Source organism: Marinobacter qingdaonensis, assembly GCF_034555935.1.
Classification (GTDB): Bacteria; Pseudomonadota; Gammaproteobacteria; order Pseudomonadales; family Oleiphilaceae; genus Marinobacter; species Marinobacter qingdaonensis.
This window is the reverse complement of record NZ_JAYDCJ010000003.1, coordinates 3,003,961-3,026,428: the sequence shown is the minus strand read 5'-3', so window position 1 is coordinate 3,026,428 and position 22,468 is coordinate 3,003,961. Positions and strand designations below refer to the sequence as shown.

The 22,468-nt window shown below is 62.1% G+C and carries 17 protein-coding genes and 3 tRNA genes; 13 read left to right on the top strand and 7 right to left on the bottom strand.

What is annotated here, in order from left to right; genetic code table 11:
- Positions 1-43 precede the first annotated feature (43 nt).
- Complete coding sequence (locus U5822_RS17105; protein WP_322856809.1) at positions 44-556, bottom strand: DNA polymerase III subunit chi; 513 nt, start codon at positions 554-556, stop codon at positions 44-46.
- Positions 543-2,036, bottom strand: a complete 1,494-nt coding sequence (locus U5822_RS17100) for a leucyl aminopeptidase (protein ID WP_322856808.1) — start codon at positions 2,034-2,036, stop codon at positions 543-545. Before U5822_RS17100 ends, U5822_RS17105 begins: the two co-directional genes overlap by 14 nt.
- Positions 2,037-2,264: 228 nt before the next feature.
- Here U5822_RS17100 and lptF point away from each other — a divergent pair, with 228 nt between their 5' ends.
- Both lptF and lptG read left to right on the top strand, forming a co-directional pair.
- The gene (gene lptF, locus U5822_RS17095; protein ID WP_322856807.1) at positions 2,265-3,368 is read left to right on the top strand and encodes an LPS export ABC transporter permease LptF; all 1,104 of its coding nucleotides are present in this window, start codon (positions 2,265-2,267) and stop codon (positions 3,366-3,368) included.
- The gene (lptG, locus tag U5822_RS17090) at positions 3,361-4,422 is read left to right on the top strand and encodes an LPS export ABC transporter permease LptG (RefSeq protein WP_322856806.1); all 1,062 of its coding nucleotides are present in this window, start codon (positions 3,361-3,363) and stop codon (positions 4,420-4,422) included. The genes lptF and lptG overlap by 8 nt, the downstream gene beginning before the upstream one ends.
- Before the next feature lie 24 nt (positions 4,423-4,446).
- Here the strand turns inward: lptG and U5822_RS17085 are convergent, their stop codons facing one another.
- Positions 4,447-4,989 (bottom strand): RDD family protein, encoded by a 543-nt coding sequence (locus U5822_RS17085; protein WP_322856805.1) that lies wholly within the window; start codon positions 4,987-4,989, stop codon positions 4,447-4,449.
- Between the two features lie 140 nt (positions 4,990-5,129).
- Between U5822_RS17085 and alaS the strand changes: the two genes are divergently transcribed.
- The 6 genes from alaS to U5822_RS17055 all read left to right on the top strand — a co-directional run bounded on the left by alaS (position 5,130) and on the right by U5822_RS17055 (position 9,953).
- Positions 5,130-7,760, top strand: coding sequence for an alanine--tRNA ligase (gene alaS / locus U5822_RS17080; protein WP_322856804.1), 2,631 nt, complete (start codon positions 5,130-5,132; stop codon positions 7,758-7,760).
- Between the two features lie 108 nt (positions 7,761-7,868).
- Complete coding sequence (locus U5822_RS17075) at positions 7,869-9,107, top strand: aspartate kinase (protein ID WP_322856803.1); 1,239 nt, start codon at positions 7,869-7,871, stop codon at positions 9,105-9,107.
- A 189-nt stretch (positions 9,108-9,296) separates the two neighbouring features.
- Positions 9,297-9,494, top strand: a complete 198-nt coding sequence (gene csrA, locus U5822_RS17070; protein WP_007155535.1) for a carbon storage regulator CsrA — start codon at positions 9,297-9,299, stop codon at positions 9,492-9,494.
- Positions 9,495-9,620: 126 nt separating this feature from the next.
- A tRNA-Ser gene (locus tag U5822_RS17065) sits at positions 9,621-9,711 on the top strand.
- Positions 9,712-9,774: 63 nt separating this feature from the next.
- Positions 9,775-9,851 (top strand) — tRNA-Arg (locus U5822_RS17060).
- Between the two features lie 25 nt (positions 9,852-9,876).
- Positions 9,877-9,953, top strand: a tRNA-Arg gene (locus U5822_RS17055).
- Between the two features lie 46 nt (positions 9,954-9,999).
- Here U5822_RS17055 and U5822_RS17050 read toward each other — a convergent pair.
- Positions 10,000-10,536, bottom strand: coding sequence for a DUF2058 domain-containing protein (locus U5822_RS17050; protein WP_322856802.1), 537 nt, complete (start codon positions 10,534-10,536; stop codon positions 10,000-10,002).
- A gap of 108 nt (positions 10,537-10,644) precedes the next feature.
- On the opposite strand from U5822_RS17050, the gene dbpA reads away from it, so the two are divergent.
- The 4 genes from dbpA to U5822_RS17030 all read left to right on the top strand — a co-directional run bounded on the left by dbpA (position 10,645) and on the right by U5822_RS17030 (position 15,674).
- The gene (gene dbpA, locus U5822_RS17045; protein ID WP_322856801.1) at positions 10,645-12,018 is read left to right on the top strand and encodes an ATP-dependent RNA helicase DbpA; all 1,374 of its coding nucleotides are present in this window, start codon (positions 10,645-10,647) and stop codon (positions 12,016-12,018) included.
- Positions 12,019-12,243: 225 nt separating this feature from the next.
- Positions 12,244-12,495, top strand: coding sequence for an OadG family protein (locus U5822_RS17040; protein ID WP_008172126.1), 252 nt, complete (start codon positions 12,244-12,246; stop codon positions 12,493-12,495).
- 40 nt (positions 12,496-12,535) lie between these two features.
- Complete coding sequence (gene oadA / locus U5822_RS17035; protein WP_322856800.1) at positions 12,536-14,326, top strand: sodium-extruding oxaloacetate decarboxylase subunit alpha; 1,791 nt, start codon at positions 12,536-12,538, stop codon at positions 14,324-14,326.
- Between the two features lie 13 nt (positions 14,327-14,339).
- A complete protein-coding gene (locus U5822_RS17030) occupies positions 14,340-15,674 on the top strand; it encodes a sodium ion-translocating decarboxylase subunit beta (RefSeq protein ID WP_322856799.1) in 1,335 nt (444 codons plus the stop codon).
- 236 nt (positions 15,675-15,910) lie between these two features.
- Here U5822_RS17030 and U5822_RS17025 read toward each other — a convergent pair whose 3' ends face one another.
- From U5822_RS17025 to imuA, 3 genes are read right to left on the bottom strand one after another with little or no spacing between them, the layout of a single operon-like run.
- Entirely contained in the window at positions 15,911-19,030 is a 3,120-nt protein-coding gene (locus U5822_RS17025) for an error-prone DNA polymerase (protein WP_322856798.1), read from the bottom strand.
- A complete protein-coding gene (locus U5822_RS17020) occupies positions 19,030-20,445 on the bottom strand; it encodes a Y-family DNA polymerase (RefSeq protein WP_322856797.1) in 1,416 nt (471 codons plus the stop codon). The genes U5822_RS17025 and U5822_RS17020 overlap by 1 nt, the downstream gene beginning before the upstream one ends.
- Positions 20,446-20,451: 6 nt before the next feature.
- The gene (imuA, locus tag U5822_RS17015; RefSeq protein WP_322856796.1) at positions 20,452-21,141 is read right to left on the bottom strand and encodes a translesion DNA synthesis-associated protein ImuA; all 690 of its coding nucleotides are present in this window, start codon (positions 21,139-21,141) and stop codon (positions 20,452-20,454) included.
- A 277-nt stretch (positions 21,142-21,418) separates the two neighbouring features.
- Between imuA and U5822_RS17010 the strand changes: the two genes are divergently transcribed.
- The gene (locus U5822_RS17010; protein ID WP_322856795.1) at positions 21,419-22,423 is read left to right on the top strand and encodes a DctP family TRAP transporter solute-binding subunit; all 1,005 of its coding nucleotides are present in this window, start codon (positions 21,419-21,421) and stop codon (positions 22,421-22,423) included.
- Positions 22,424-22,468: the final 45 nt, after the last annotated feature.

The following is a 22,468-nucleotide window of genomic DNA, read 5'->3' as shown; positions in this document are numbered from 1 at the left end:
ACTCGCAATCAGGCCGTGTGCTGTTCGCTTTGAAGGGCTAGATTTAACGCTTTCGTTGGTCGTGGACTTTCGGTTCGATACCGAGGGTCCGGAGCTGCTTGAAGTGAGACCGGGCCTGGTTCAGGACCGACGGGTCGTTATGGGCGACCAGCGCGAGTCGTTTGAACCGGTCGGCATCGGCCGGCAGGGTGGCGGACAACACGATCACCGTGTCCCAATCCTCTGCCACCGGTGGGCACAATAAAATGCCAACGGGGTCGGTGCAGGTGGTGGCGGAGTCGGGTACCACGCTGTGTGGGATGAAGGCGTCCGGGCTGAAGTTCCAGAGCAGTTCGTCCAGCTCTTCCGCCTGCTGCATGGTGTCGCAGACGATGCACACGCGGTCGCCCTGCTGCCAGGCCTTGTCGACCAGTTTGGCGGCGTGCAGGTTGCGGGCAGCAGGTGTGCTCTGGGCCAGGATGTGGAACCAGTAGCGCTGGTTCTTGTCGCCTGCTCCGGGGCCGCCGGCAGCGTCGCTGCCGGAGCCCGGTTGGCGGTCGGAATTACTTGTCGGCATGGGACATCAGGTAGTCAACCAGCAGCGGAACCGGTCGACCGGACGCACCCTTGGCCTTGCCGGAGTGCCAGGCGGTCCCGGCGATGTCCAGGTGGGCCCAGCGGTACTCTTTGGTGAACCGGGACAGGAAGCAGGCCGCGGTGATGGTGCCGGCGGAGCGGTCGCCGATGTTCTGCATGTCGGCAAAGTTGCTGTCCAGCTGGCTCTGGTAGTCGTCCCAAAGAGGCAGGCGCCAGGCGCGGTCGTCGGCGCGCTCGCCCGCTGCCAGCAGTTCGTTTGCCAGTTCGTCGTTGTTGGCCAGCAGGCCGCTGGCGTGGTGGCCCAGGGCGATGATGCAGGCGCCGGTCAGGGTGGCCATGTCGATCACCGCAGCCGGGTCGAATTTCTTCACGTAGGTGAGGGCATCGCAGAGCACCAGGCGGCCTTCGGCGTCGGTGTTGAGGATTTCCACGGTCTGGCCAGACAGGGTGGTGACGATGTCACCCGGGCGGCAGGCGCCGCCATCCGGCATGTTTTCGGCCGCGGCAATCACCGCCACCACGTTGATCTTGGGCTTGGTTTCAGCCAGCACCTGCATGGCGCCGAACACGCCGGCGGAGCCGCCCATGTCGTACTTCATCTCGTCCATGCCGGCGCCCGGCTTCAGGCTGATGCCGCCGGTGTCGAAGGTGATGCCCTTGCCCACCAGCACATGGGGCTTGTCCTTTGCCTTGCCGCCCCGGTATTCCATGACGATCAGTCGTGGCGGCTGGGTGCTGCCTTTGCCCACGGCCAGGATGGTGTTCATGCCCATCTTTTCCATCTGCTTTTCATCAAGTACTTCGGTCTTGATGCAGTCGTGGTCCTTGGCCAGCTTTTTCGCTTGCTGGGCCAGCCACTCCGGGTGGCAGATGTTGGGCGGGGTGTTGCCCAGATCGCGGGTGAAGTTCATGCCCCGGCCCGTGGCCAGGCCGAGGTTGAAGGCGTCTTTCAGGGCCTTGGTGCCAGCGGAAGCTGCAACCACCACCTTGTTCAGCTTGCGGGCCGGCGGCTTCTCGCTCTTGAACTCGGTAAAGGTGTACAGGTGCTCTTCCAGGCTCCGGCCAATGAGGTTCAGTCGGGCCGCTTCTTCGGCGACGGCGTCGGTTCCAACCACCGGTGTGTCGGCCAGGGCGATCAGCGCGCTCTTCGAGGGGCCGTCCTTCAGGGCATTGACGGCTGCGATCAGTGCCTTGCGGTAGGTGGCCGGTGTGCGTTCGGTGTCGTTGCCGGTGCCAACCACCAGCAGCCGGCTCCAGGGCTGATCGGTCAACGGGACCGCGCGGGCGCTGGCGTTTTTGCCGGTCAGGTCGCCGTTTTTCTGGAGTGTCTTGATCAGCCCGCCCAGGGCCTCGTCCGCCTGAGTGGTGGACTCCGGCCAGGTGCCCTTTTCAGGAAGACCGACCACGAGGCAGTCGGCTTTGGTACTGACGATGGCTTTACTGCTCAGGCTGAAATTCATGGCAACTCCTGTCGATTATTCTGAAGCGCCGCCCGCGGATGGGCGGCGGCGGTATCCAACCCAGTCTAGCATTGGGGTCAGTGGGGCGTTTATCAAGCCGCGGGCGTGGCCGGTGACTGCGCCTCCAGGGAAACACCGCGGCTCTGTCATTCGGCCCAAAGGTTACATAGAATACGCGCAGTTATCCGTTTCCTCCATGATTTTACCGGTGCTGGCAGAGAGACCCTTTTGACCATCGTTTTCCGCTATCTAATTCGCCAGGTGATGATCAGCATGATTGCCGTGTCCGGCATCCTGCTGATGGTGTTCATGAGCGGCCGTTTCCTGAAATACCTCAGCAGCGCGGCCGAGGGTGAAATTGCCGCCGACGTGCTGTTCACCATCATGGCGTTCCGGTTTCCTGGCTTCCTCGAGCTGATCCTGCCCCTCGGGCTGTTTATCGGCATCCTGCTGGCCTATGGCCGCATGTACCTGGAAAGCGAAATGACGGTGCTGTTTGCCTGTGGCGTCAGTGACCGGCAACTGCTGATCAAGACCCTGCTCGGCAGTCTGCCGGTGATGGCGGTGGTCGGGGCCATGAGTCTGTATGTGTCGCCCTGGGGTATGAAGCAGGTCGAGCAGATCTTCAACGAGCAGCGCAAGGCGACTGAGTTCGAAATGCTGGCGCCCGGGCGCTTCCAGGATTTCAGCGCCGGCAACCGGGTTACCTACACCGAAGGCCTGAGCGACGACAAGCGCCAGCTGGAGGGCGTGTTCATTGCCGAGTACGGCAAGGATGGCGAAGGGGTGACCATTTTTACCGCCGAATCCGGCTCCCAGCTGATCGATCGCGACACCGGCAGCCGGTTCCTGATCCTTGAGGATGGCGGCCGCTTCGACGGCACTCCCGGTCGGTTGGAATACAACGTCACTGGCTTCGAGGCTTACGGGCTGAAGATTCAAAGCGGTGAAAGTGGCACCAAACAGTTGGAGGAGGGCATCAGCACCCTGGCCCTAATGGAGTCCGACAATCCGGAGGATCGGGCCCTGCTGCACTGGCGCTTCTCGCTGCCGCTGATCGTGCCGATCGTGACCCTGCTGGCGGTTCGACTGAGCCGGGTCAACCCGCGTCAGGGCCGGTTCTTCCACCTGTTGCCGGCGATGTTGGTGTACATCACCTATCTGGGTCTCTTGATCGTGGCCCGCGACGCCCTGGCCGACGGCAAGGTGCCGGAGTGGGTGGGCATGCTCTGGGTGCACGCCCTGTTCCTGGCGTTCGGTCTGTGGTTGCAGTTCGGCTCGGCCTGGCGCCAGAAACGCCGGGCGCTGAAGGAGGTGCGGGCCAATGCGTAGGATTGACGGTTATGTCATGCGCACCGTCGGCGGCGCCATGTTTCTGGTCATGGTGGTGGTGCTGTCGCTGGATCTCATCTTCGGTTTTATCGCCGAGCTGGAAGATACCCGTAACGGCTATCAGACCCTCGAGGCGCTGTGGTACGTCGCCCTGACCTTGCCGCGACGGATTTACGATTACCTGCCGCTGGGCGCCTTTATGGGTTGCTTGGTGGGGCTTGGCTCCATGGCCAGTTCCTCGGAGCTGACGGTGATTCGGGCCGCCGGGGTTTCCCTCAGGCGCATCGTCTGGTCGGCCATGAAGCCGGCCCTGGTGGTCGTGGTGCTGGGCGTGTTCATTGGTGAGTACGTGGCACCGCCGGCGGAGCGCCTGGCCCAAAGTGAGAAAGCGGTTGCCCTGGGCGCCGGTCAGAACGTGGCGTCCGCCACCGGGGTCTGGCATCGGGAAGGGGATGTCTTTATCCATCTGAATGCCGTGCAGCCCAACGGCGTGCTGCACGGGGTGTCACTGTTCCGTTTTAACGAGGAACGTGAGCTGCAGTCGTCGAGCTTTGCCAAGCGGGCGATCTTCCAGGGTGATCATTGGCGCCTGGAAGATGTGCGCACCACGCGGATCGAGGGGACCGGCACCACCCTGGAAACGAATCAGTCCCTGCGCTGGGACTCTGGGCTGTCACCCCGGGTGCTGAGTGTCCTGATTGTGAAGCCGGAGAATCTGTCGATGACCGGCCTGTTCACCTACGCCAACTACCTGGAAGAACAGGACCTGAACGCCGCCCGGTACTGGCTGGCGTTTTGGAAGAAAACCCTGATGCCGCTGGGTACGGCGGTGATGGTGCTGGTGGCGATTTCCTTCATCTTCGGGCCGCTGCGCTCGGTCACCATGGGGTTCCGGGTGTTCACCGGCCTGATGGTCGGGCTGCTGTTCAAGTACATGCAGGATCTGCTCGGGCCCATGAGCCTGGTGTATGGCTTCAACCCGATGCTGGCGGTGCTGGTTCCGATTGCCGTCAATGCGGTGGTGGGGGCCATTCTGATGCGTCGGGCCGGCTGATCACCGGGCCCGACGCCGTTTCTCTCACTTGGTCTTTTTCGCGTCCTTCGGAACCTGCACCACCACGCTGCCGGACAGTCGGTCGGTAACGGACAGTCCGTTGATCGGGAAGAACAGGGCCAGAATCGCGGGCAGGGTGATGAACAGGGTGGCGGCGCCCACGTAATAGCTGGCCAGCAGGGTCACGAAAATGACCACTGCGGCGGTCACGTAGCGACGCAGGGCCTGGCTCCAGGTCACGGAGGTGCCGTCCAGGTTCTCGATGCGGATGCGCCACACCTGCATGCCCAGGGTCTGGCCGATGCGGGTCCAGAAGTAGGCGAAGAACAGGTACAGCACCAGGAACAACACGAAGGTCAGGCCCGGGTCGCCCGACAGCTGGCCGGCCTCGGCCAGTTGCTCGAACCGGTCCCATCCCGTCAGCCAGCCCCCGATCATGGTGTAAATCCAGGTCGCCACAAGCAGAACTGCAATGCTGATCAGGCCGTCATAGATAATGGCGAGACCGCGCTTGAGAAAGGTTGCTGGCGGTAGCAGTTCCTCGGCGTCATGGAAGCGTCGGGGCATGGCATCTCCTGTGATGTTTCACGTTTTTCAAGTTCTCGGCGTGTGCTAGAGTAGCGGATTTGCACACGCATGTAAGTATTCGTATTCAATCGCGGACCCGCCGCTTTTACGGCGAGTTTCTGGAAAGGTATCAAAGGGCTATGAAAACCGCAGAATTGCGACAGGCGTTTCTCGACTATTTCAAACAGCAAGGCCATGCCATTGTTTCAAGCAGTTCGCTGGTGCCGGCGGACGACCCCACGTTGCTGTTTACCAATGCGGGAATGAACCAGTTCAAGGATACCTTCCTCGGTCGCGAAGAGCGCGACTACAGCCGAGCCACCACCTCCCAGAAGTGCGTCCGCGCCGGTGGCAAGCACAACGACCTGGAAAACGTCGGTTACACCGCCCGTCACCACACCTTCTTTGAAATGCTGGGTAACTTCAGCTTCGGCGATTATTTCAAGCGCGAAGCCATCAATTTCGCCTGGACCTTCCTCACCGGCGACCAGTGGCTGAAACTGCCGACCGAGAAGCTCTGGGTCACCGTGTACGCCGAGGACGACGAGGCCTACGAGATCTGGAACAAGGAAATCGGCGTGCCGGCCGAGCGCATTGTTCGCATCGGTGACAACAAAGGCGCTCGCTACGCGTCCGACAACTTCTGGCAGATGGGCGACACCGGCCCTTGCGGTCCCTGCACCGAGATTTTCTACGATCACGGCCCGGACGTTGCCGGTGGTCCTCCGGGTAGCCCCGAAGAAGACGGCGACCGCTACATCGAAATCTGGAACGTGGTCTTCATGCAGTACAACCGCACCGCCGATGGCGAGATGCTGAAGCTGCCCAAGCCGTCGGTCGATACCGGCATGGGTCTGGAGCGGATCACGGCCGTGCTCCAGGGCGTGCACAGCAACTACGAAATCGACCTGTTCCAGGACCTGCTGAAGTCCGCCTCCGACGTACTCGGCGGCGTGGCAACCACCGAAGCCAGTCTGCGGGTGGTGGCGGACCACATCCGTTCCTGTGCCTTCCTGATTTCTGACGGCGTGATGCCCTCCAATGAGGGGCGCGGCTTCGTGCTGCGCCGGATCATTCGCCGCGCTGCCCGTCACGGCAACAAGCTGGGCGCAACCCAGCCGTTTTTCTACAAGCTCACCGGTGCCTTGGTTGAGCTGATGGGCGAGGCCTATCCGCAACTGGTCAGCAGCCGCAAGCAGATCGAAAAAGTGCTTCTGCAGGAAGAGGAGCAGTTCGCCAAGACCCTGGACAAAGGCCTGCGCCTGCTGGAGCAGGATATTGCCGAACTCCAGGGCGAGGTGATCCCGGGGGAAACCATCTTTACCCTGTACGACACCTACGGTTTCCCGGTCGACCTGACCAACGACATTGCCCGCGAGCGTGGTCTGAGCCTGGACTACGAGGGCTATGAGCGGGCCATGGAAAGCCAGCGCGAGCGGGCGCGTGCGGCCAGCAAATTTGGCATCGACTACAACGCTGCCGGCCTGAATCTGGAAGGCAGCACCGAATTTACCGGCTACGACCACATTGATGGTCACGAGCGCATCCGCACGGTCATCGTGGGTGGTGAGGAAAAGAACGCCGAGGCCGGTGACGAGGCTGTGGTGGTGCTTGAGCGCACCCCGTTCTACGCCGAATCCGGCGGTCAGGTCGGTGACACCGGCCTGCTGACCTGGAGTGGCGGCCGCTTCCAGGTCACCGATACCCGCAAAGAGGGTGACAACCACCTGCACGTGGGCACCCTGATTGAGGGCGAGCTGTTCCCGGGCCTGGAAGTGGATGCGCGCATCGACCACGCCCGGCGCGAGCGCACCAAGCGTAATCACTCCGCCACCCACCTGCTGCACGCTGCCCTGCGCAAGGTACTGGGTGAGCACGTGAGCCAGAAGGGCTCGCTGGTGGATCCGGACAAGCTGCGTTTCGACTTCTCCCATTTCGAACCGGTCACGGCGGAGCAGCTGGCGGAGATCGAGCGTCAGGTGAACGAGCAGATTCTTGACAACACCCCGGTACAGACCGAAATCACCGACATGGAGCAGGCCCAGCAGAAGGGCGCCGTGGCCCTGTTCGGTGAGAAGTACGGCGACACCGTGCGGGTGCTCAGCATGGGCACCGAGAACTATTCGGTCGAACTGTGTGGCGGCACCCACGTGGCCCGCACCGGCGACATCGGCCTGTTCCGCATTACATCGGAGAGCGGGATTTCCGCCGGCGTTCGCCGAATCGAGGCGGTCACCGGCTTCGGCGCTCTGGAATGGGTGGATAGCACCGAGCGTACTCTGCGCGACACCGCCGGCCTGGTGCGGGCTACCCGCGACACGGTGGTTGAGAAGGTGCAGCAGACCCTGGACCGCAACCGTCAGCTGGAAAAGGAAGTCGATGCCCTGAAGGCCAAGCTGGCCAGCTCGGCCGGGTCCGATCTGGCGGGCTCGGCAGTAGAGATTGCCGGCCTCAAGGTGGTGGCGTCCGAGCTGGAAGGTGCGGATCGCAAGGCACTGATGGAAACCGCGGACCAGTTGAAGAACAAGCTGGGTGAGGGCGTGGTGGTCCTGGCCAGCGTTGAGGATGGCAAGGTGACCCTGGTGGCAGGTGTCACCAAGTCCGCCACCGGCCGGATCAAGGCCGGTGACCTGATGAAGCACCTGGCCGCTCAGGTTGACGGCAAGGGCGGCGGCCGCCCCGATATGGCTCAGGGTGGCGGCAACGATCCGAGCAAGCTGGCGGATGCCTTGGCCGGTATCCCGGCTTGGGTTGAAGAAAATATAGGCTAAGCAACTATCTGTGACAGGGGCAGGGCGCTATAATCCTGCCCGACTTGTCTTGACACTGGCGAAGCAGGGGCTTCGCCGCGACTCCCCGTTCAGGATATTGGGAAGAACATGGCGCTGTTGGTTCAGAAATTTGGTGGCACCTCGGTTGGAACAACCGAGCGGATTGAGGCGGTTGCCGACAAGGTCGCGCGGTTCCGCAAGGAAGGTCATGATGTGGTCGTGGTGGTTTCGGCGATGAGTGGTGAAACCAACCGTCTGATCGGTTTGGCCAACAACATCATGGAGGAGCCAACGCCCCGGGAAATGGACGTGCTGGTGTCCACCGGTGAGCAGGTGACCATCGCGCTGCTGTCCATGGCGCTACAGAAACGCAACTGCGATGCCCGGTCCTACACCGGTTCCCAGGTTCGAATCGTGACCGACAGCACCCACACCAAGGCCCGTATCAAGCAGATCGACGAGCAGCGCATGCGCGAAGATCTGGATCGAGGTCGGGTTGTGGTGGTGGCCGGCTTCCAGGGCATCGATGAGTGCGGCAACATCACCACGCTCGGTCGTGGCGGCTCCGATACCACCGCTGTTGCCCTGGCCGCGGCCCTCAAGGCCGACGAGTGCCAGATCTACACCGACGTTGACGGCGTCTACACGACCGATCCGCGGGTCGTGGACAGTGCGCGCCGGCTGGATCGCATCACGTTTGAAGAAATGATCGAGATGGCAAGCCTGGGGTCCAAGGTTCTCCAGATTCGCTCGGTCGAGTTTGCAGGCAAATACAACGTTCCATTACGGGTACTTTCCAGCTTCCAGGAAGGGGAAGGCACCCTGATTACCTTTGAGGATGAAAACGCCATGGAGCAACCGGTTGTTTCCGGCATCGCCTTTAACCGCGACGAAGCAAAACTGACCATCGCCGGCGTCCCCGACACCCCCGGCAGTGCCCTGCGCATTCTGAAGCCGGTAAGCGATGCTAATATTGAAGTGGACATGATCGTCCAGAACGTGGGCGAGGATAACAAGACGGCTTTCACCTTCACCGTGCACCGCAACGATTTCAAGCGGGCCAAGGAAGTGCTGCAAGGCGTGGCCAACGAGCTGGGCGCCCGGGAAGTCAGCGGTGACAGCAAGATTGCCAAGGTCAGCATTGTGGGTGTGGGCATGCGTTCCCACGCCGGCGTTGCGACGAGGATGTTCGAGGCCCTCTCCAATGAGGGTATCAACATCCAGATGATCTCCACGTCGGAAATCAAGATTTCCGTGGTGATCGATGAGAAGTATCTGGAGTTGGCGGTTCGAGCGCTGCACAGTGAGTTTGAGCTGGACAAGCTCAACGTGAAAGAAGGCGACTGAAGGGGGAGGCGCCGGAATGGTCCGGAGCTGGCCCAAATAAGGGAATCATTTATTGAGCCTATGACATATCGTTTCCGTATAAGGGAATGTGCGTCTTATGGTCAGAAAGTGATCTCGCTATAAACTATAAGAAAATAAAGAAGAAACTTTTTTGTCGGAACAGGTAGCTCTGTAAAGGGAGTAAGGGATATGTTGATTTTGACTCGCCGTGTTGGCGAAACCCTGATGGTCGGTGATGAGATCACCGTGACCGTTCTTGGGGTGAAGGGCAATCAGGTGCGCATTGGCGTAAACGCCCCGAAGGAAGTTGCGGTCCACCGCGAAGAAATCTATCAGCGCATACAGTCCGAAAAAGGCTCGGAAGAGCCGGAACCGGGCAACAGCTGAGAGTAAAAAAGCCGTTCAAGAAATACTTGAACGGCTTTTTTCTTATCGGGGCAAATCGGGTTGGAAAAATTCCGTGTCAACCCTATGAAAACAGAAAAATTATGGTAGTATACGCCCCGTTCTCAAGGAGAGGTGGGTGAGTGGCTGAAACCAGTTCCCTGCTAAGGAACCATACGCATTGCGCGTATCGAGGGTTCGAATCCCTCCCTCTCCGCCATTTTCCTTTTTGGAAAAGCGAGAACAGGTTGAGGTAGCACTCGACCAGGCAAGTGAACGATGCGCGGCTGTAGCTCAGCTGGATAGAGTACCTGGCTACGAACCAGGCGGTCGGAGGTTCGAATCCTCCCAGCCGCGCCACTTCCCAAAACTTGCCCAGTTTCAAGCGGCTGTAGCTCAGCTGGATAGAGTACCTGGCTACGAACCAGGCGGTCGGAGGTTCGAATCCTCCCAGCCGCGCCATATTAAACAAAGAACCCCGCCTTGAGCGGGGTTTTTTGTGTCTGGCTTACCACATCAGATCGTCTGGGATCTCATAGCCGGCGTAGGGGTCGTCTTCTCCGGTGTCCTCGGCCTTGCGGTCGAGGAGCACGACCACCGCCTGCTCGTCCCGTTCCATGATTTTCCGGGCGACGCCTTCAGCAACGATCTCGTAGTTGTCGTTCACAAAGACGATGGCCAGTCGGCCTCGGGAGAGTTGGTCCACCATGGTGTCGTCAACGAAGATCTTCTTGATCTTCTTGTCGTGGACGAACTGGTAGGAGGTCTCGCCGCGGCTGCGGTCCAGGCGGTTGGTGTCGACCAGTTGCCGGATCTGGGCCTGGATGGCTTTCTTCTCGGCCTCCTGTTGCCGTTGCCGGTTCAGTTCCCGATCCCGTTCGGCTTTTTCCTCCCGGGCCTTGCGGGCGTTGATTTCCGCCTCGCTCACCTGGGTCGTGCCCTTGGGTTGGGTCTTGCGCTGCTTGCGCTTCTCGCTGCGTATCGCCTTGGCTTTTTTCTCGTCTGCCAAGCCGGCCTTCAATAGCTGATCCTGTAAGGATGCCATGGGTAACTCCGTTATTTGGTGGCAAAATCTGGTATCCTGACGCGCTAGTATACGCCCTCAGCATTCCGCCTCCATCACCCGAATCCTCCGATTCCAGGAATTCCTTGTATGTCGTCCTTCAACAATCTCGGTCTGTCGCCGGCGATGACCGCCAATCTTCAGCAGCTGGGCTTTGAGCGCCCCACGGATATCCAGGCCAAGGCCTTGCCTCACTGCCTGGCCCGGCGCGATGTCATTGCCATGGCCCAGACCGGGAGCGGCAAGACTGCGGCCTTCGGGATTGGCCTGATTGAGCATCTGCGCCCGCGGTTATTCGCGGTCCAGTCCCTGGTGCTGTGTCCGACCCGCGAGTTGGCTGACCAGGTGGCCAAGGCGCTGCGGGAGCTGGCCCGGGCCCGGGAGAACGTGAAAATTCTGACCCTGTGCGGTGGTGTACCCATTGGCCCGCAGATTGGCTCACTTAGCCATGGGGCCCACATTGTCGTGGGCACCCCGGGCCGGATTCAGGATCACCTGCGCAAGGGCACCCTGAAGCTCGATAAGCTTCGCTCGGTGGTGCTGGACGAGGCGGACCGGATGCTGGATATGGGTTTCGAAGAGGCGATGGAGGACATTCTTGGTCAGACCCCGGAAAACCGGCAGACCCTAATGTTCTCGGCCACCTGGCCGGCGCCGATCCGTGCCCTGAGCAGCCGGTACCAGCGTCAGCCACAGGATGTGCGCGCGGAGGCCGGGCAGGCCAATCCGGACATTCAGGAACTGTTTTATGAAATCTCACCGGGAGCGGCCCACGAGGCGGTAATGGCGCTGTTGTCGGAGCGTCAGCCGGCGTCGTGCATCGTGTTCTGCACCACCAAGCAGCAGTGCGACGAACTGGCCGATGCACTGCGTCAGCATGGATTCTCCGCGCTGGCGCTGCACGGCGATTTGGATCAGCGTGAGCGCGACAGTGTGCTTGTGCGCTTCGGTAATCAGAGTTGCTCCGTGCTGGTGGCCACCGACGTGGCGGCCCGCGGGCTCGATATCAAGGCGCTACCCCTGGTGATTAACGCCGAGCCGGCCCGGGACCCGGAAGTGCATACCCATCGGGTGGGCCGAACCGGCCGCGCGGGTGAGCAGGGCCTTGCGGTGACGTTCTGTACTCCCGCCAAGGGGCACAAGATCAGCCGGTTGGAGGCGGATCTGGGGCGCACGGTGTCCTGGGGCGATTCCGAAGCCTTGCTGGCCACGCCGTTGCAGCCGGTGGAGCCGGCGATGCGAACCCTCTGTATTGCCGGCGGTCGAAAAGAAAAGATCCGTCCGGGCGATGTCCTGGGGGCGTTGACCGGCGATGCAGGGCTGCCAGGCTCGGCGGTCGGCAAGATCGATCTGTTTGATTTCCAGTGTTTTGTCGCCATCGACAAACATCAGGCGGCAAAGGCACTCAAACGCTTGGAAAACGGGCGTATCAAGGGCCGAAAAATACGCGTTCGATATGCGTGAAATGGGGCGCGGGAATCGCTTGGGGGCGGGCGCCGGAGGAGGGGTGGCGACTCGGAAATCCCCTATGGAAAATTGCATTTAGGTTGCTCACGGCAGGCTAAACCGGTAAATTACGCAGGATTTTGCCTCCCGACAGGGTTTGGATTTCCGTTAGACTTTAGTTTAACTGGTCAGGCCAGGCAAGTCGGGGAAATCAATCAACCAATAAACAGGTAGCTATTCGATATGAATGACCTGATGTCCCAAGCCGTCGATCTGATGATTGCAGGTATGGGTTTTGTGTTCGTGTTCCTCATCATTCTGGTGTTCGCGACACTGCTCATGTCCAAGCTCATCGGACGGTTTGCGCCGCCCGAGCCGGCAACCCCGGCTAAGACACCGCGTGCCAAGCCCAAGGCCCCCGCGTCGGTAGATCCGGATACCGCCGAGGCCATCAAGAAGGCAATTGCACAATTCCGGTCGCGCCACAAGAAGTGACCCGGTAAAAGATAGAACCTTTAAACAGAAGGCTGACACGATGACTGACACAAAGAAACCGTTGGGGATTACGGACGTTATCCTGCGCGACGCGCACCAGTCCCTGCTTGCCACCCGCATGCGGCTTGATGACATGCTGCCCATTGCCGAGAAACTCGACAAGGTTGGTTTCTGGTCTCTGGAATCCTGGGGCGGAGCGACCTTCGACTCCTGCATCCGTTACCTGGGCGAAGACCCCTGGGAGCGCATCCGCGAACTGAAAAAGGCCATGCCCAACACCCAGCAACAGATGCTACTGCGTGGCCAGAACCTGCTGGGTTACCGCCACTATGCGGATGACGTGGTCGACCGTTTCTGTGAGCGCGCTGCCGAAAACGGCGTAGACGTGTTCCGTATTTTCGACGCCATGAACGATCCGCGTAACCTGGACCGCGCCATCAAGGCCGTTCGCAAGACCGGCAAGCACGCCCAGGGCACCATCGCCTACACCACCAGCCCGGTGCACACCATCGACATGTGGGTTGAGATGGCGAAAGAAGTCGCGGACATGGGCGCCGACTCCATCGCGATCAAGGACATGGCCGGCATCCTCAAGCCGTACGTGGCTTACGACCTGGTCAGCCGTCTGAAGAAAGAGTTGGACATCCCGATTCACATGCAGTGCCACGCCACCACCGGCATGTCGACCGCCACCGCCATCAAGGCGGCCGAGGCCGGTATCGACAATGTGGACACCGCGATCTCCTCCATGAGCATGACCTACGGCCATTCGCCCACCGAGGCCGTGGTTGCCATTCTGGAAGGCACTGACCGTGACACCGGTCTGGACCTGAACCTGCTGGAAGAAATCGCCAGCTACTTCCGCCAGGTGCGCAAGAAGTACGCGAAGTTCGAAGGCAGCCTGCGCGGCACCGACTCCCGTATCCTGATCGCCCAGGTACCGGGTGGCATGCTGACCAACATGGAAAACCAGCTGCGTGAACAGAACGCGAGCGACAAGTTCGACCAGGTTCTGGACGAGATTCCCAAGGTTCGTGAAGACCTGGGCTTCATCCCGCTGGTAACTCCGACCTCCCAGATCGTGGGTACCCAGGCGGTACTGAACGTGCTGACTGGCGAGCGTTACAAGTCCATCTCCAAAGAAACCTCCGCCATCCTGAAGGGCGAGTACGGCGCAGCGCCGGCTCCGTTCAACAAGGAGCTGCAGGAGCGCGTTCTGGATGGCAAGGAGCCTGTGACCTGCCGTCCGGCGGATCTGCTTGAGCCGGAAATGGACAAGCTGACCGAGGAACTGAAGAAGCTGGCCGAGGAGAAGGGCATCAAGCTGGCCGACAACCTCGAGGACGACGTGCTGACCTACGCACTGTTCCCGCAGATTGGCCTGAAGTTCCTGGAAAACCGTGGCAACCCGGACGCGTTCGAGCCGGTACCGACCGCCGAAGACGCGGCGCCGGCCAAGAAGGCGAGCGGCCCCGAGACTTACACCGTTGATGTCAACGGCAAGAAGTTCGTGGTGGCTGTATCCGAAGGTGGCGAGATCACTCAGATCCAGGGTGAGGGCGGTGCTGCTTCTGCTCCGGCCGCAGCCTCCGCTGCCCCTGCACCGGCTGCTGGCGAAGGTGAGCCGGTGGTTGCGCCTCTGGGCGGCAACATCTTCAAGGTTCTGGTTTCCCCGGGTGACACCGTGGAAGAAGGTGACGTGATGATCATCCTCGAGGCCATGAAGATGGAAACCGAGGTTCGCGCACCCAAGGCCGGTACCATCGGCGAAGTGTTCATCAAGGTCGGTGATGCCGTATCCCCTGATGATGAAATGCTGACAATCGCATAAGGGCCAGCATTCCATGGATAAAATCATGACGCTCTGGACAGGCAGCGGCCTGTTCAATATTGAACCGGGTCAGGTGGTGATGATCGCCATCGGCCTGCTCCTGCTGTTCCTTGCGATTCGCAAGGGCTTTGAGCCACTGCTGCTGGTGCCGATCGGTTTCGGCGGCATCCTGGCGAACATCCCGGAGGCAGGCCTGGCCCTGACTGCGGCGGAAAATGCCATCCACTTCGCCCTCAAGAGCGAAGCGACTCAGCTGTTGGCCGCCCTGGCGGCGCCGCTGGACGTGGCCTACCAGGCAGGTCAGGCGGTTACGCCTGAGCTGAAGGAAGCGTTCAAGGTGGCCGTGAAAGAGGCCAACTACTCTGAAATGGCCATGGCCAACGCCATCGCCCAGGACGCCGGCTACGGCAATGGCATGCTGTATAACTTCTACTCTGTGGTTATCGGCAGCACCATTGGTCCGCTGCTGATCTTCATGGGCGTAGGCGCCATGACCGATTTCGGTCCCCTGCTGGCCAACCCCAAGACCATGCTGTTGGGCGCCGCTGCCCAGTTCGGTATCTTCGGTACCGTGATTGGTGCGGCTTTGCTGGACCTGTTCGGCATCCTGGATTTCACCATCCTGGAAGCAGCGGCCATCGGTATCATCGGTGGTGCTGACGGCCCCACATCCATCTATGTAGCCAGCGTGCTGGCGCCACATCTGCTGGGTGCGATTGCCGTTTCTGCCTACGCGTACATGGCGATGGTTCCGATGATTCAGCCGCCGATCATGAAGGCGCTGACCAGCCACGAAGAGCGGGCCATCAAGATGACCCAGCTGCGTCCGGTCAGCAAAAAAGAGAAGATCATCTTCCCGCTGGTGGTGCTGATTGCCGTGGTTCTGTTCCTGCCTGACGCAGCGCCGCTGCTGGGTATGTTCTGCTTCGGTAACCTGATGCGTGAGTGTGGCGTTGTTGAGCGTCTGAGCGACACCGCCCAGAACGCACTGATCAACATCGTGACCATCTTCCTGGGCCTGTCCGTTGGTTCCAAGCTGATGGCGGACAAGTTCCTGGATGGCCAGACCCTGGGTATCCTGGGCCTGGGTATCGTAGCCTTCGGTGTTGGTACTGCGTCCGGTGTTCTAATGGCGAAGCTGATGAACCGCTTCAGCAAGGAAGCCATCAACCCGCTGATCGGTTCTGCCGGTGTATCTGCGGTGCCGATGGCGGCGCGGGTATCCAACAAGGTTGGCCTTGAGGCTAACCCGCAGAACTTCCTGTTGATGCACGCCATGGGTCCGAACGTGGCTGGTGTTATTGGCTCTGCGGTTGCTGCGGGTGTGATGATCAAGCTGCTTAGCTGATCTTCGCTTCCTCAGTATCGAAAAACCCCGCCTTTGTGCGGGGTTTTTTGTTTTCTAGCCCTTGTGCTTGGGTGCATGAGCCGGTGGGTGCCTACCTTTCAGGAACCGCTACGAGCACGTCCATGTGCGCTTGTTTCCGGCCATCCTTGGCCTCCAACATTCCTGAAAGGTAGGCACCCACCGGCTCCCATAACCTTGGTGGTGGCCGTGAGAAGGTTTGGGCGGTTTTCGGAGAGCTAGTGAAAATCCCGGGAGTCGACCGGGAGGGTTTTGATCAGGTGGCTCAGGTCGGAGAGTTTGCCGGCCATGACGTGGATGATGTCGCCCTGTTTTTCCACCACGCCTTTCACGTGCAGCAGCCGGGCAGTGAGGAGCGGTTTGCGCTGGCGGCGGGCGGTTTCGAGCCACACCACTACGTTCACGTTGCCGGTTTCGTCTTCCAGGGTGACGAAGGTGACGCCGGAGGCGGAGCCGGGGCGTTGGCGGCCGGTGACCAGGCCGGCGACCTGGACCGGGACGCCGGCCCGGGTGGTTTTGAGGTCTTCGGCGCTCAAGCAGAACTTGAGGTGGCCCTGTTCCCGGAGCAGGGCCAGGGGGTGGCGTTGCAGGGTGAGGCCCTGGCTGGCGTAGTCGGCGAGGACGTTCTGGCCTTCGGTGGGTTCCGGCAGTTGTTCGCAGGCTTCCGCGGTGTAGGTCCCGGCGGCGTCGGCGGCGAAGAGTTCGGCCGGTTGTTCGTGCCCGAGCAGTTGCCAGTAGGCCTGGTGACGGTTGGCGGTGAAGTCGGGCATGGCGTTGGCGCCGGCGAGCAGTTCCATGTCGCGCTGGTTCAGGTCGGCGCGCTGTCGCAGTTCGCTGGCGGAGCGGTAGCCCTGGGGCGGGCGTTGCTGACACAGGCGCTCGGCGCCCTTGGAGGACAACCCCTGGATCAGGCGCAAGCCCAGCCGGAGTTTGCGTTCCGGGCCTTCCAAGGTGTGGTCCCACTGGCTGTGGTTGACGTCTGGCGGCAGTACCTCGACGCCGTGGCGTTTGGCGTCCTGGACCAGTTGCGAGGGTGAGTAAAAGCCCATGGGCTGGCTGTTGAGCAGGGCGCAGTAAAAGGCGGCCGGGTAGTGGCATTTGAGCCAGGCGGAGACGTACACCAGCAGGGCGAAGCTGGCGGCGTGGGATTCCGGGAAGCCGTAGCCGCCGAAGCCGCAGATCTGCTGGTACAGGCGCTCGGCGAAGTCGGCGTCGTGGCCGCGTTCGAGCATGCCGGTAATCAGTTTGTCCCGGAACCCGGTCAGGTCGCCGTGGGATTTCCAGGCCGCCATGGCCCGGCGTAATTGGTCGGCCTCGCCAGCGGAGAAGCCGGCGGCCACCATCGCCAGTTTGATCACCTGTTCCTGGAAGATGGGCACGCCCAAGGTGCGTTCCAGCACCTTGCGGATGGCGTCGTTGGGGTAGCTCACCGGCTCCAGGCCGTGTTTGCGGCGCAGGTAAGGGTGCACCATGTCGCCCTGGATCGGGCCGGGGCGGACGATGGCCACTTCGATCACCAGGTCGTAGTAGGTTTCCGGTTTCAGACGCGGCAGCATGTTGATCTGGGCCCGGGATTCCACCTGGAACACGCCGATGCTGTCGCCTTTCTGGAGCATGGCGTAGGTGGCCCGGTCTTCCTGGGGCACGTCCTGGATCTCGAACGGCTGGCCTTTCTGTTCGCTGATCAGTTCCAGGGCCCGGCGGATGGCCGAGAGCATGCCCAGGGCCAGTACGTCCACTTTCATCAGGCCCAGGCTTTCCAGGTCGTCCTTGTCCCACTGGATCACGGTGCGATCGGCCATGGCGGCGTTTTCCACCGGCACCAGTTCGGCCAGCGGACCGGAGCTGATGACAAACCCGCCCACGTGCTGGGACAGGTGCCGGGGAAAGCCGAGCAGGGTGTTCACCAGGGTGAAGAACTGGTCCGCCACCTTGGGGTTGCGGGTCAGGCGTTTGTCGAGGATTTGCTGGCGCCAGTCGGTGGCCTTGTCACGCCAGTCGATGCCTTCCAGCAACTGTTCCACCTGGGCCGGGTCAAAGCCCAGGGCTTTGCCGACGTCGCGGATGGCGCTGCGGGGCCGGTAGCGGATCACCGTGGCGGCCAGGGCGGCCCGCTGCCGGCCATAGCGCTGGTAGATGTACTGGATGACTTCTTCCCGGCGCTGGTGCTCGAAGTCCACGTCGATGTCGGGCGGCTCGTTGCGGTCCTTGGAGATGAAGCGTTCGAACAGCAGCTCGACCCGGGCCGGGTTCACCTCGGTGATGCCCAGGCAGTAGCACACTGCCGAGTTGGCGGCCGAGCCCCGGCCCTGGCAGAGAATGCCCCGGCTGCGGGCAAAGGCGACGATGTCCTGAATGGTGAGGAAGTAGTGCTCGTACTTCATCTCCGAGATCAGGTCCAGCTCCTTGCGGATCAGCGCCTGCACGGTTAGTGGCGTGCCGTCCGGGTAGCGGCGGCGCTCGCCCTCGCGGGTCAGTCGCTTGAGGTAGGCGGCCGGGGTTTCGCCGTCTGGCACCAGGTCTGGCGGGTATTCGTAGCGCAAGCTGCCGGGTTCGAAGGTGCACTGGTCGGCAATCCGCCGGGTTTCCCGCAACCAGGGCTCCGGGAACAGGCGCTGCAGCACCGGCAGTGGCCGCAGGTAGCGTTCGCCGTTCTGGAACAGGCAATGGCCGGCCTGTTCCAGGTTGGTGTGGTGGCGCAGGGCGGTGAGCACGTCTTGCAATGGCTGGCGCTCCCGGCTGTGCATGTGCACCTCGCCGGTGGCGGTGATTGGGCAGCGCAGTTGGTCGGCCAGCCAGCGGGCCCGGGCCAGTTGCTGTTCCTCGCCGGATTCCAGGGTGCGGGCGGCAGCAATCCACAGCCTGGGTTCAAACAGCCGTTGCAGCCACTCGCCACAGGCCAGGGCCTGGTCGGCGTCGGCCTCGGTGGTGGCCGGCGGCAGCCACAGGCACAGGCAGTCGTCCAGGGGGTGGGTTTCCACGTCCCGGTAGAACAGCTGGTACTGGCCTTTCTCCGCCCGCCGCCGGCCGGTGGTGATCAACTGGCACAGCTGGCCATAGCCCTTGCGGGTGCGGGCCAGCAACACGAACCGGGGGTTGCTGGCACCGGGCGGGGCGTCGTCCAGCTCGAACCGGCTGCCGGTGATCAGTTTCACCGGGCTGTCCTTCAGGGCGGCCCAGGCCCGGGGGATGCCGGCCACCGAGCAGTCGTCGGTGATCGCCAGGGCAGCATAGCCCAGTTCGGCGGCCCGTTCGGCCAGCTCGTGGGAGTGGGAGGCGCCGGTCAGGAAGGTGAAGTTGCTCAGGCAGACCAGCTCCGCGTAGATCAGCCCGCTCATCAGCCAAACCACCCGTGCACGAACCAGCCGTCGCGCACATCCCGGAACACCCAGGCCAACTGGCCGTTGTGGAGCTGGGCGATGTAGTAATCCCGGTGCACCCGCTGGCCATCCCACCAGCCGCCACTGATGCGTTCGGGCCCGGCAAACCAGGCCGCCGGGGTTTCCGTGAGTGGCTGCGGTCCCTGTAGTAGCCACAGCGGGCGGCGCGGCAACTGGCCGGTATCAACCGATGGCCGGGTTTTGCGCTGAACGTCGGAGGCGCTCCAGGCCCGTTCCGGGCGGTGGTCGGCCTGGGGCGAGAGCTGTTTAAGGGCCTGATCGCCGAGCCGGGCCTGCAACCGGCTCATCAGGGTGTGCCAGGCTTCGTTCAGGTCCTGGGATTCACCCAGCAGGTCCTGGCCGGTATCGGCTTCACGTCCGAGAAAGCGCTTCACCGACAGCAGCAGGGCGATCACCGGCGCCCGCAGTGGCTGCTGCTCGAAACGCAGGCGAATCAGGTTCAGAAACGCCTCGGCCCGATGCTCCGGCCCGGAGGTGCGGATGCGCAGCCGGGTGGGTTCCTCGTGCCGGTGCCTCAGGATCAGCAGCAGGCTGTCGGTTTCCTGCTGGCGCCAGCACAGGTCTTCCTCCAGTTCCGACAGAATGCGCTGCAGCGGAAACAACAGCCCCTGAGACTGTTCGATCTCCTGAACAAAGTCCGCCTGCTGGCGAAAGTGGTGCGGTGGCTGCCACGGGGCCTGGGGGTCGGGCCGGGTGCCCTGGATTTTCTGGATCCGGGCCAGGGTTTCCGGCGACAGCCGGCGCGCCAGTTCCACCGGCGGCAGGTTGAATACCTCACCGAGGTTGCTCAGCCCGAGCCGCTGCAGCCGGGTGCAGGTGCGGGCATCAAACTCCGCCGCCAGCAACGGCATCTGGTCCAGGGTGCGCTGGATATGGCCTTTGTCAGCAGTGCATTCGCCCTTGCCGCTGCGGGCAATCAGTCGGGCCGCCAGGGGGGTGTGGCCAATGCCGGGCCAGGCGGTGAGCTGGCGTTCGTCCAGGGCCTGCTCCACGGTTTGCCACACCGCCGGCAGGCCGCCGTACAGCCGTTGCAGGCTGCCAATCTCGGCCATCAGACCGTTCGGTGGTACCAGCACGATGTGGGCGGCGTAGCGGTACAGCCAGCGGGCCTGGTCTTCCAGAATCCGCGCTTCCTGCTGCTGGTCCGCCCGCACCGTTCCCAGCTCCGGCACCAGGCTGAGCGCGGTTTTAAGGCGCATGCCGGCGCGCACGCCCTGGTCCCGGGCCTCCGGGCAGGCCTGAATGACCTTCTGCCCGGAGCGCTCGACAATCACCAGCGCGCCGGCGTCTTCCCGGGTGCGGCGAATGTGGTCCAGCAGCAGGTGCGTGAAGTGCAGGTACAGCCAGAGCATTGTCGTTTACCGGTGGGACGCGGGCCAGGGGCCCCGAACCACCCGGGGCGCCTCGCGGAAGCCCAGGTCGGCCCGGTGCGCCATAGCCAGGGCGCAGCGCTGTCCTGGCCAGCTGCCCCGGCGTTTGACGATGTTGATCTTCAGCTCCTGGTTGGCGCCGGGCTCCAGCTCCAGGCGCAGGGCGGCCGGGGAATTCTGCTCGGCGTAGCGGCGCTCACGGAACAGCACGCACACGTTGCTGCCGGCCTCGGCGGCCAATTGCAGGCGCCGGATATCCCGGGACGCCAGCTTGCCCGGCCAGGCCATCACCAGCCCGGTGACCGGCGAGCGCAGACAGTTTTCCAGGGTCCACAGGAAATCGCCGGCCTCGTCGGTGTGGATCATCACCACCTGGTCCAGGTTTACGCCTTCCCGGGCCAGGGCCGGGGCGTAGGGCGTGTGCGGCGGGTTCAGCCAGAACACCGTTTTGCCACTGTGGGACAGCCGCTGCATCAACGGCAGCAGCAGGTGCAGTTCGCCGATGCCGGGGGTATCCAGCAGGCATTCACTCAGCGCCCTCCGGGGCCAGCCAATGCCGCCAAGCTGATTATCCAGCACCTGATAGCCGGTGGGTTCCGCCGGTTGCGTGGTGCGCCGGTGCTTGTGCCCCTGCCAGACACGGGCATCCTGCATCAGCGTGTTCAGAAGCTCGCTCATGGGTAAGATCTCAAAATACTGTTTAAATATACAGTATTCTGAAAGCGGTCGAATTTCAAGGCATGAATGTCTGCTACCACATGGCATGGAAGAGGGCGGATTATGACCGGGAGCCGGCCTGAATCCCTGCGGGGTAAAATCCAGTTCCACAATCAAAGCGGGACGTTTTATCTTTGCGTCTCGTTGAATCTCCCCTCTATAATCGCCTGCTGTTGCTGAGTGTTAATGAGCCTCAGAACCACCTGCGGAATACCATAACCATAAGAAGGACCAACCTATGTTGAAGCGTCGAATTCTCCTGGCCACTACCGCCGCCACGCTCCTGTTCAGTGCTGCGGCCACGGCCCAATACAAAGACGAATACACTGTATCCACCGTGCTGCCATCTGCTTTTCCCTGGGGGCAGGCCGCCGATAAGTGGGTGGAACTGGTGCGGGAGCGTTCAGACGGACGCATCAACATGAAGATCTACAGCAACTCCCAGCTGGTGTCCGGTGACCAGACCAAGGAGTTCTCCGCCATGCGTTCAGGGCTGATCGACATGGCCGTGGGCTCCACCATCAACTGGTCGCCCCAGGTCCCGGAACTGAATCTGTTTTCCCTGCCGTTCCTGATGCCGGATTACGAGGCCATCGACGCCATTACCCAGGGCGAGGCCGGTGAGACCATCTTTGCCGCCATCAAAAAGCGGGGCGTGACGCCGCTGGCGTGGGGCGAGAACGGCTTTCGCGAGCTGTCCAACTCCAAGCGCAAGATCACCGGTCCCGACGATGTGGAGGGCCTGAAAATCCGCGTGGTGGGTTCGCCGCTGTTCCAGGACACTTTCACCACCCTGGGGGCCAACCCGACCCAGATGAGCTGGGCCGACGCCAAGCCCGCCCTGACCACCGGTGCGGTCGATGGCCAGGAGAACCCGATCTCGGTGTTCGACGTTGCCCGTATCGACCAGGTTGGCCAGACCCACCTGACCCTGTGGCATTACATGGCCGACCCCCTGGTGTTTGCGGTGAGCAACCGGGTCTGGAGCCAGTTCAACCCCGAGGATCAGGCCCTGCTCAAACAGGCGGCCATCGATGCCGGCCAGTGGGAAATTGAAAAATCCCGGGGCGAACTGGAAGCCACCCTTGAGGCGATCAAGGCACGCGGCGTGCAGGTGGTGGAGCTGACGCCGGAGCAGCACGCGGCCTTCGTAGAAGCCACCCGCCCCGTGTACGAAAAATGGACCGACCGTATCGGTGAGGATCTCGTGGAGCAGGCCCAGGAGGCCGTCGCCAACCGCTAACCTCGGGCGTTGCCCCCAAAAGCACCCGTCCACGGGCGGGTGCTG